The 9,692-nt window shown below is 67.1% G+C and carries 7 protein-coding genes and 1 pseudogene; all 8 read left to right on the top strand.

Going from position 1 to position 9,692, the window contains the following annotated elements; translation table 11 throughout:
* The first annotated feature begins 822 nt into the window (after window positions 1–822).
* The gene (gene acs, locus ACMUOO_RS15050) at window positions 823–2,796 is read left to right on the top strand and encodes an acetate--CoA ligase (RefSeq protein WP_301917863.1); all 1,974 of its coding nucleotides are present in this window, start codon (window positions 823–825) and stop codon (window positions 2,794–2,796) included.
* Window positions 2,797–2,812: 16 nt separating this feature from the next.
* On the top strand, window positions 2,813–3,481 hold the full coding sequence (locus ACMUOO_RS15045; protein ID WP_301917864.1) for an adenylate kinase: 669 nt from the start codon (window positions 2,813–2,815) through the stop codon (window positions 3,479–3,481).
* A 60-nt stretch (window positions 3,482–3,541) separates the two neighbouring features.
* The gene (locus tag ACMUOO_RS15040; RefSeq protein ID WP_301917865.1) at window positions 3,542–3,799 is read left to right on the top strand and encodes a DUF4212 domain-containing protein; all 258 of its coding nucleotides are present in this window, start codon (window positions 3,542–3,544) and stop codon (window positions 3,797–3,799) included.
* A gap of 15 nt (window positions 3,800–3,814) precedes the next feature.
* On the top strand, window positions 3,815–5,632 hold the full coding sequence (locus ACMUOO_RS15035) for a sodium:solute symporter family protein (protein ID WP_301917866.1): 1,818 nt from the start codon (window positions 3,815–3,817) through the stop codon (window positions 5,630–5,632).
* A 62-nt stretch (window positions 5,633–5,694) separates the two neighbouring features.
* Entirely contained in the window at window positions 5,695–7,521 is a 1,827-nt protein-coding gene (locus ACMUOO_RS15030) for a DUF294 nucleotidyltransferase-like domain-containing protein (RefSeq protein WP_301917867.1), read from the top strand.
* Between the two features lie 7 nt (window positions 7,522–7,528).
* Window positions 7,529–8,050, top strand: coding sequence for a hypothetical protein (locus tag ACMUOO_RS15025; protein WP_301917868.1), 522 nt, complete (start codon window positions 7,529–7,531; stop codon window positions 8,048–8,050).
* A 1-nt stretch (window position 8,051) separates the two neighbouring features.
* Window positions 8,052–8,453, top strand: coding sequence for a response regulator transcription factor (locus ACMUOO_RS15020; RefSeq protein WP_301917869.1), 402 nt, complete (start codon window positions 8,052–8,054; stop codon window positions 8,451–8,453).
* Window positions 8,446–9,692: pseudogene (locus tag ACMUOO_RS15015) on the top strand (DNA polymerase III subunit epsilon); the annotation flags it as partial. The gene ACMUOO_RS15020 and the pseudogene ACMUOO_RS15015, both read left to right, overlap by 8 nt.

The following is a 9,692-nucleotide window of genomic DNA, read 5'->3' as shown; positions in this document are numbered from 1 at the left end:
GCGTCGGTTTCCCGGATCGGGTCACTGAGGCGCTGCGGGTCCGTGGGGATTGGCAAGCGGCGCTCCTGTCCTGGCTCGGTACCCTCATTGAAAGCCCGCGCGCCGTCTCTCGTCACCGCGCCCGGAGGACTCCTCCGGACGCATCATGGACCGGGCGGCGGGCAAGACAAGCCCCCGTTTCTCCGAACAATATCTGCCAAGGCTGGCAACAGTGTGGCGGGAGGGCCAAGGGCCTGAAGCGTTCCGGGCCTGTATCGTTCCCGGTCGGTGCGCCCTTCGGGCCCACTGGCGCCATCGACGGTTTGCACATGGCCATCGCCATCGTCACTGCCTCGGGCCCGATCCCGGCTTCGCCATGCCTTCGTCGGCGCTGCCCTTGCGATCGGTTCTCCCCTTCTCCATGTGATCGCTCCGTTCGCTCGACGCCGACTCAGATATTTCGTCCGCGCCCCGCGAATCGCCCGAAAGTTGCGAGCGCAAACATCCGCGGGCCGGAAACGCGGCTGCGGACTCCTCCCGCGGACTGCCGCGGGCGCCATCGCGTGGTGTCCGCACGGGCAAGGGCTGAGCTTCACCAGCCGATGAGATGCCAAGAAGTTGAAAACCCTCGGCAAATTCTTGCCACATTTTCCGAGATTTACTGTATTAGCCGGGAAAATGTCAAGAAATTTACAGGAAAATCTATTCTTTAAAAAGAGTTACACAGAAATCAACGAATGGACTACAATGCTTCAGCGTTTGACCCCGGGGCGGGGTCGTGGGCCTTTGGCGTTGCGAAGCGGGTCACCTTGCGCGGCGCCGGATCTGCAAGGGAGTATCGAGATGTCAGCTGCCAAGGACCAGTCGGTTCAGCCGTCGGAGTTGCGTGAGGTCCCCCCGGGCTTCGAGAAGGCCCATGTAGACGCCGCCAAGTACCGCGAGATGTATGCCGAATCGATCGCTGACCCGGATGCCTTCTGGGGCCGCGAGGGCAAGCGGCTCGACTGGATCAAGCCCTACACGCGCGTCAAGGACACCGACTTCACGTTCGGCAAGGTCTCGATAAAGTGGTTCGAGGATGGCGTCCTGAACGCGTCGGTCAACTGCATCGACCGCCACCTGAAGGACCGTGCGCTGCAGACCGCGATCATCTGGGAACCGGACGATCCGAAGACGCCTGCGAAGCACATCACCTACCGCGAATTGTCGCGCAAGGTGAACCAGATGGCCAACGTCCTGCTGAGCCAGGGCGTGATGCGGGGCGACCGCGTCGTCATTTACCTGCCGATGATCCCCGAGGCCGCCTATGCGATGCTGGCCTGCGCGCGGATCGGTGCCATTCATTCCATCGTATTCGCCGGCTTCTCGCCCGATGCTCTCGCCAACCGGATCAACGATTCCGGCGCCAAGCTCGTCATCACCGCCGACAGCGCGCCGCGCGGCGGGCGGCGGACGCCCCTGAAGGCCAACACCGATGCGGCTCTCTTGCACTGCTCGGACAAGGTGCGCTGCCTCGTCGTGAAGCATACCGGCGACCAGACCTCGTGGATCCAGGGCCGCGACGTGGATGTGCTCGCCATGATGGACATGGTAAGCCCCGAATGCCCGCCGCGGCCGATGGGCGCGGAAGACCCGCTCTTCATCCTCTACACCTCCGGCTCCACCGGCAAGCCGAAGGGCGTGGTGCATACGACGGGCGGCTATCTCGTCTATGCAGCGATGACGCATCAATACGTCTTCGACTACCATGACGGCGACGTCTTCTGGTGCACGGCGGATGTCGGCTGGGTCACCGGCCACAGCTACATCGTCTACGGACCGCTGGCGAACGGCGCGACCACGGTCATGTTCGAAGGCGTGCCGACATATCCCGACGCGGGCCGGTTCTGGGAGGTCTGCGCCAAGCACAAGGTGACGCAGTTCTACACCGCGCCGACGGCGATCCGCTCGCTGATGGGGCAGGGTCCGGAATGGGTCGCCAAGCACGACCTGTCGAGCTTGCGTGTCCTCGGCACGGTCGGCGAGCCGATCAACCCCGAGGCCTGGAACTGGTACGACAAGCATGTCGGACAGGGCCGGTTGCCGATCGTCGATACCTGGTGGCAGACCGAAACCGGCGGCCACATGATCACGCCCCTGCCGGGGGCCACGCCGACCAAGCCGGGGTCGGCCACGGTGCCGTTCTTCGGCGTCAAGCCGGTGGTGCTCGATCCGGCCACTGCCGTCCGCCAGGGCGAGACGGAATGCGAGGGCGTGCTTTGCATCTCCGACAGCTGGCCGGGGCAGATGCGCACCCTCTGGGGCGATCACGAACGCTTCCAGGAAGCCTACTTCGCGCAGTACCGCGGCTACTACTTCACCGGCGACGGCTGCCGGCGCGACAAGGATGGCTATTACTGGATCACGGGGCGGGTCGATGACGTCATCAACGTCTCGGGCCACCGGATGGGCACAGCCGAGGTCGAAAGCGCCCTCGTCGCGCATCCCCAGGTCGCCGAGGCCGCCGTCGTCGGCTATCCGCACGACATCAAGGGCCAGGGCATCTACGCGTATGTCACGCTGATGAACGGGGTGGAGGCCACCGAGGACCTGCGCAAGGAACTGGTGAAATGGGTGCGGACGGAGATCGGCCCCATCGCCTCGCCCGACCTCATCCAGTGGGCGCCGGGCCTGCCGAAGACGCGCTCCGGCAAGATCATGCGCCGCATCCTGCGCAAGATCGCCGAGAACGACTATGGCGCGCTCGGCGACACCTCGACGCTGGCCGATCCCGCGGTCGTCGACGACCTCATCGAGAACCGGATGAACCGGGCCTGAGACGATGGGAGAGGTCATGACCGCACCTTCCGTCATCATCCTCCTCGGGCCTCCCGGCGCGGGGAAGGGCACCCAGGCACGGATGCTGGAGGAACGCTTCGGGCTCGTCCAGCTTTCGACCGGTGACCTCTTGCGCGCCGCCGTGGCGGCGGGCACGCCCGCGGGCCTCGCGGCCAAGGCGGTCATGGAGGCCGGCGGACTCGTCTCGGACGAGATCGTGCTGGCGATCCTGCAGGACCGGATGGCCCAGCCCGACGTGGCGAGGGGCGTCATCCTCGACGGCTTCCCGCGCACCGCGGGGCAGGCGGAGGCGCTTGACGCGCTTCTCGCCGGCGAGGGCCGCGGCGTCAGCGCCGCGATCAGCCTCGAGGTGGACGACGAGGCGATGGTCGGCCGCGTGGCCGGCCGTTACACCTGCGCCGCCTGCGGCGAGGGGTATCATGACGAGTTCAAGCAGCCCGCCACGGCGGGGGTCTGCGACAAATGCGGCGGCACGGGCTTCAAGCGCCGCGCCGACGACAATGCCGAGACGGTGCGCGAAAGGCTTGCGGCCTATCACGCCCAGACGGCCCCGCTGATCGCGCACTACCGGGCGATGGGCCTGCTCGAGACGGTTCCGGCGATGGGCTCCATCGACGCGATCGCCGAAGGGCTCGCCGCGATCGTCGCGCGAAAGGCGGGATAGAAAGGCCGGCGCCCCGACGCACGGGGCGCGGGTGGGAGGAAACCTAGGGGAGACGCCAATATGGCAGACAAATCATCGTCACACGCCTATTGGCAGGCGAACGTAAGGGTCATCCTTATCTCGCTTGCCATCTGGTTCATCTGCTCCTTCGGGATGGGCATCATTCTGCGGCCCGCGCTGAAGGGGATTTCGGTCGGCGGCGCCGACCTCGGGTTCTGGATGGCCCAGAACGGATCGATCTACGTGTTCCTGGTCCTGATTTTCGCCTACGCGGCGAAGATGAACAAGCTGGACCGCGAACACGGCGTGGAAGAATAAGGGGGCAGGGGACAGATGGATCAGTTTACCCTCAACCTGATCGTGGTGGGCCTGACATTCGCCCTCTACATCGGGATCGCGATCTGGGCCCGCGCGGGCTCGACCGCTGAGTTCTATGCCGCAGGACGCGGCGTCAACCCGATCATGAACGGCATGGCGACGGGCGCGGACTGGATGTCGGCGGCTTCGTTCATCTCGATGGCCGGGATCATCGCGCTCGCCCCGGCGGGCGGCTACACGCAGTCGGCGTTCCTCATGGGCTGGACCGGCGGCTACGTGCTTCTGGCGCTGCTTCTCGCGCCCTACCTCAGGAAGTTCGGCAAGTTCACGGTGCCGGAATTCATCGGCGACCGCTTCTACTCGGGCACAGCGCGCCTTGTCGCCGTCGTCTGCCTCATCGTCATCTCGGTGACCTACGTTATCGGCCAGATGCGGGGCGTCGGCGTGACCTTCTCGCGCTTCCTCGAAGTGTCGACCGACATGGGCCTCTACATCGGTGCGGCGATCGTCTTCGCCTACGCCGTGCTCGGCGGCATGAAGGGCATCACCTACACCCAGGTGGCGCAGTATGTCGTTCTGATCATCGCATACACGATCCCGGCGATCTTCATCTCGCTGAACCTGACCGGCAGTTTCCTGCCGCAATTGGGTCTCATCGGCAGCTACGTACCGCAGGGCGGCGACGTCTCGATGCTGCAGAAGCTCGATCAGGTTGTGACGGAACTCGGCTTCACCGCCTATACCGCCGACACCTCCAACATGTTCAACATGATCCTCTTCACCATGTCGCTCATGATCGGCACCGCGGGTCTGCCGCACGTGATCATCCGCTTCTTCACCGTCCCGAGGGTCGCCGACGCGCGCTCCTCTGCCGGCTGGGCGCTGGTGTTCATCGCGCTTCTCTACACCGTGGCTCCGGCCGTAGGTGCGATGGCGCGGCTCAACCTGACCACGACGTTCTGGCCGAACGCCGTTGCCGGGAACGCGCTTGACGGCGATGCGCTCAGCCTCGAGGCGATCAACTCCGACCCGAACCTGTCCTGGATCAACACCTGGAAGGCCACCGGACTTCTTCAGTTCGAGGACCTGAACGGCGACGGCAAGATCCAGTACTATAACGACAAGAACGAGGCCGTGGCGGCCATTGCCACGGAACGCGGCTGGGCCGGCAACGAAGTCACCAAGATCGACAACGACATCATGGTGCTCGCCAACCCCGAGATCGCCAGGCTTCCGGGCTGGGTGATCGCGCTTGTCGCCGCCGGCGGTCTCGCCGCCGCGCTCTCGACCGCCGCAGGTCTGCTGCTGGCCATCTCCTCGGCCATCAGCCACGACCTCATCAAGGGCTCGATCAACCCGAACATCTCGGAAAAGGGCGAGCTTCTGGCGGCACGCATCTCGATGGCGTTTGCCATCGTGGTGGCGACCTACCTCGGCCTCAACCCGCCGGGCTTCGCCGCACAGGTGGTGGCGCTTGCCTTCGGTCTGGCTGCGGCAACGATCTTCCCAGCTCTGATGATGGGCATCTTCTCGAAGCGCATCAACAAGGAAGGCGCGATCGCGGGCATGCTGGCGGGCCTCGTCTTCACCGCGGTCTACATCTTCCTCTACCTCGGCTGGTTCTTCATCCCTGGCACGAACGTGTACGAGAACGTTCCGGCGAACCATTTCTTCGGCATCTCGCCGCTGTCGATCGGCACGGTCGGCGCGGTGGTGAACTTCGGCGTCGCCTACGTGATCTCGGCGATGACGAAAGAGCCGCCGCAGGAAGTCGTGGACCTCGTGGAATCGATCCGCATCCCGAAAGGCGCGGGCGCGGCCACGCACCACTGAAACTGAACCCGGATGCGCCCCTTTCGAGGGGCGCATCCCCTATCCTGAATCTGGGGCCGGCGGTGCACGACGATATCCGGACCATCCAGACCTTCCTGGAGTCGGTCCATCCCTACGACACACTGCCGCAGGACGAACTGGCGCGCGTCGCCGGTTCCTTCGGCCGCAGGCAGGTTCCGGCCGGAACCGAGATCTACGGCATGGGCGAGCCGCTGACGGGGCTTTACCTCATCGAGGCCGGCACGATTGAAATCCTCGACCGCAACGGCGTTCTGGTCTCGCTTCTGGGCCGGCGCAATTCCTTCGGCGAGCGCGGGCTGATGCGCGACGGTCTCGCGGTGACCTCCGCGCGCGCGACCGAGGACGCGACCCTGCTGAAGCTGCCGGTGGGTGAGTTCCGGCGGCTGATCGCGACCTTTCCGTCGTTCGAGCGCTTCTTCAACCGGTCGCGCGGGGCAGAGCCCCGGGTGAACGACCTGACGACCCGCAAGGTTTCGGAGTTTCTCACGCGCGAACCGCTCGGCTGCGGCCCGATGACGAGCGTCAGGGAGGTCGCAAAGATCATGCGCGACGCCCGGGTGTCGAGCCTCGGCGTCACCGATGGCGACGGGCGGCTGATCGGCGTCGTGACGACGCGCGACCTCGCCGCCAAGGTCCTCGCGGAGGGGCGTGACCCTTCGACGCCGGTGGCCGAGGTGATGGCGCCCGATCCGGTGACACTGCCGCCGACCGCCCTCGGGTCCGACATCCTGCACCTGATGCTGGAACGGAAGATCGGCCATCTGCCGATCACCGACAACGGCCGCTTCGTCGGCATGGTCACCCAGACCGACCTGACGCGGCTCCAGGCGCTGTCGTCGGCCGTCCTCATCCGTGACCTCGCGGGTGCCGAGCGGGTGGAGGAGATGGCGACCGTCACCCGGCGCATTCCGCAGCTTCTCCTGCAACTCGTCGGCGGCAACCACCCGCACGAGGTCACGACGCGGCTTGTCACCGACATCGCGGATGCGGTCACCCGCCGCCTGCTCGCGATGGCCGAGGCCGAATTCGGCACGCCGCCGGTGCCCTATCTCTGGCTCGCCTGCGGCAGCCAGGGCCGTCAGGAACAGACGGGCGTCTCAGACCAGGACAACTGCCTGATGCTGGATGACCGGGTGACGGCCGACGACATGGGCTATTTCGAACGGTTCGCGAGATTCGTGTCCGACGGGCTCAACGCCTGCGGGTACATCTACTGCCCCGGCGACATGATGGCGACGAACCCGCGCTGGTGCCAGCCGGTGGCGAAGTGGCGCGACTACTTCCGCGGCTGGATCGCCAAGCCCGACCCCGAGGCGCAGATGCTCGCCTCGGTCATGTTCGACCTCAGGCCGATCGGAGGGGTGACCGGGCTTTTCACCGACATTCAGGCCGAGACGCTCGCGGCGGCGTCGAAGAACTCGATATTCGTCGCCCACATGGTCTCCAACTCGCTGAAGCACACGCCGCCCCTCGGCCTCATCCGTGGCTTCGCCACGATCCGCTCCGGCGAGCACCGCAACCAGATCGACCTGAAACATTCCGGTGTCGTGCCTGTCGCCGACCTCGGCCGGGTCTATGCGCTGCAGGGCCGGCTCACCGCCGTCAACACCCGGGCGCGGCTGGCGGCGGCGACGGAGACGGGCGTGATCTCGCCAACGGGGGGGCGCGACCTGATGGAGGCCTACGACCTCATCGCCGAAACCCGGCTCGAACATCAGGCGCGGCGGGTGCGGGCCGGCGATGCGCCGGACAATTTCCTTTCGCCCTCGGATCTGTCGGATTTCGAGCGCAGCCACCTGCGGGATGCCTTCGTGGTCGTGCGCACCATGCAATCGGCGGTGGGACACGGCAAGGCAGCGCTGGGATGAGGTCGTCATGGTAATCCACATGATCGCCTTTCTTGGGATCGGGGCCGCGGTCTTTGCGTTCGTCTACGCGATCCGGCACCTGTCCGGCTGGCGGCTGCCGAGCTGGTGGATGCCGGCGGCGGCCGGTGTGGCCATGCTCGGCTATTCCGTCTGGGCGGAATATTCCTGGGCCGGGCGGACGGCCGAGGCCCTGCCCGAGGGCGTCGCCGTCGTCTGGCAGGGTGGCGAAACCGTCGGTTATCGCCCCTGGACGCTGGTCTTTCCCGCCGCCTCGCGCCTGATCGCGCTCGATCGGCGCGCGCCCCTGCGCCACGAGGCGCAGCCCGGGGTCGTGATCCTGCCGGTCTTTCTCGTCGCCCGCTGGCAGCCGACGGCAACGATGACCATGGCTTTCGACTGCATCGGGGGACGGCAGGCCGAACTCGGCGAGGCGGGCGATTTCGGCACCGACGGCGCACTCGCAGGCGCGGAATGGCGGGCGGCGGACCCCGAAGATCCACTGATACGCGCGGCATGCATGGGAGGATGACATGGAGGGAGGCAAGCTCAGACACCGCGTCCTGATCGTGGAGGACGAGGACAACATCGCGCTCGCGCTCGACTACGTGCTGACCCGGGAGGGGTACGACCACGAAAGGATCGCGAACGGCGCCGAAGCCTTGCCGAAGATCCGCGACACGGCGCCCGATCTCGTCCTTCTCGACGTGATGCTGCCCGAGGTCTCGGGCTACGAGATCTGCCAGAACGTGCGGATGGACCCCAAGCTGAAGGACGTGAAGATCCTGATGATGACCGCGCGCGGCTCCGCGATCGAGCGGCGCAAGGGACTGGCGCTCGGCGCCGACGGGTTCATCGCCAAGCCCTTCGAACTCAAGGAGTTGCGCGAGGAGGTGCGCCGGCTTCTCGAACCGGGGGCGGGAGGCAATGCTTGAACGGCTGAGCCTCCGGCAGCGGCTCCTGCTGTTCTTTGCGGCCCTCGCCCTGGGTGGGGTCGCGGCGATCGCGGGCGGGCTCTGGGTCTCGTTCCTGCGCATGGGCGACCCGGAGGTTGCTTCGGGGTTCATTCTCGCGGGCGCGGCGGCGGGCCTCGGACTTCTCGGCGTCGTCACCTGGGTCTGGCGCCTCTTCGACGAGAACGTGGGCCGCGCGCTCGACCGGATCGCCGCGGGGCTGAGGGCGCAGGCCCATGCCGAGGGCGCCGGGGCCTTCGATCCGGGACCCGCGCGCTATCTCGGCGATCTCGGCCCCGCCGCGGCGGCAGTGTCCGGCACGCTTGCCGCGACACGGTCGGCGCTCGATGCGGCGGTGGAGCGCGAGACAGGGCGGCTCCAGTCCGAGAAGGGGCGGCTGGAGGCGCTCCTCTCGGACGTGCCGGCCGGGGTGCTTCTTTGTTCGGCGTCGCATCAGCTGGTCTTCTACAACGGACCCGCGACCGACCTCCTCGGCGCCGGCGCGGCGCCGGGGCTCGACCGCAAGGTCTTCGACTCCCTTCGCGCCGCACCGCTTGCCCATGCCTACGAACGGCTCGTCGCCTCGGGCGAGGCCGATGCCGTCTCGGACCTGATGGTGGCGACGGTGGACGGCGCGCGGGTGCTGTCCGGCCGGATGCGGCTTCTCGACAGCGCGGGGGGAAAGCCAGGCTACGTCCTGACGCTGCGCGACGTGACGACCGACCTCGCGGTCCACGCGGGCCGCGACCGGCTGCTCGAGGAGATATTCGACCGCATCCGCCGCCCGGCCGCCAATCTTCAGACGGTGATCGGCGTCGCCACCGAGGACGGGGGCGGCCTCGGCGAGGGCGGACCGGGCGGGGGAGGGGCCCTCGGCGCGGCCATGCTGCAGGAGGTGGGTGCGCTCGCCTCCACGGTGCGCGAACTCGGCGAGCGTTACGACGCGGCGCGCGGCGCCTGGACGGTGCTGCCGATGACCCGGGCGGCGGACCTCGTCGACGGGCTCGGGGCGCGGGTGGAGGCGCAGGGCCAGGCGCTCGTGTCCCGCGCCGCCGACCTCATCCTGCGCTGCGACGGGTTCGAGATCGTGGCGCTCCTCGCCGGCCTCGTCCGCCGCCTTGCGGAAAGGGGCGACGCGGCCGACTTCCGGCTGGAAATCGCCGAAGAGGGGGCGGGTGCCCTTCTCAGCCTCGACTGGACGGGGCTGCCTCTTTCCATCGG

It is taken from the genome of Albidovulum sp. (assembly GCF_041919395.1).
Lineage (GTDB): Bacteria > Pseudomonadota > Alphaproteobacteria > Rhodobacterales > Rhodobacteraceae > Albidovulum.
Note: the sequence above shows the minus strand (reverse complement) of the source record. Positions and strands in the feature narration are given on the sequence as shown.

What these genes read in the sequence shown, in the direction of transcription:
- acs (WP_301917863.1), top strand. Translation starts at nt 823, where the DNA reads ATGTCAGCTGCCAAGGACCAGTCGGTTCAGCCGTCGGAGTTGCGTGAG.
- ACMUOO_RS15045 (WP_301917864.1), top strand. Translation starts at nt 2,813, where the DNA reads ATGACCGCACCTTCCGTCATCATCCTCCTCGGGCCTCCCGGCGCGGGG.
- ACMUOO_RS15040 (WP_301917865.1), top strand. Translation starts at nt 3,542, where the DNA reads ATGGCAGACAAATCATCGTCACACGCCTATTGGCAGGCGAACGTAAGG.
- ACMUOO_RS15035 (WP_301917866.1), top strand. Translation starts at nt 3,815, where the DNA reads ATGGATCAGTTTACCCTCAACCTGATCGTGGTGGGCCTGACATTCGCC.
- ACMUOO_RS15025 (WP_301917868.1), top strand. Translation starts at nt 7,529, where the DNA reads ATGGTAATCCACATGATCGCCTTTCTTGGGATCGGGGCCGCGGTCTTT.
- ACMUOO_RS15020 (WP_301917869.1), top strand. Translation starts at nt 8,052, where the DNA reads ATGGAGGGAGGCAAGCTCAGACACCGCGTCCTGATCGTGGAGGACGAG.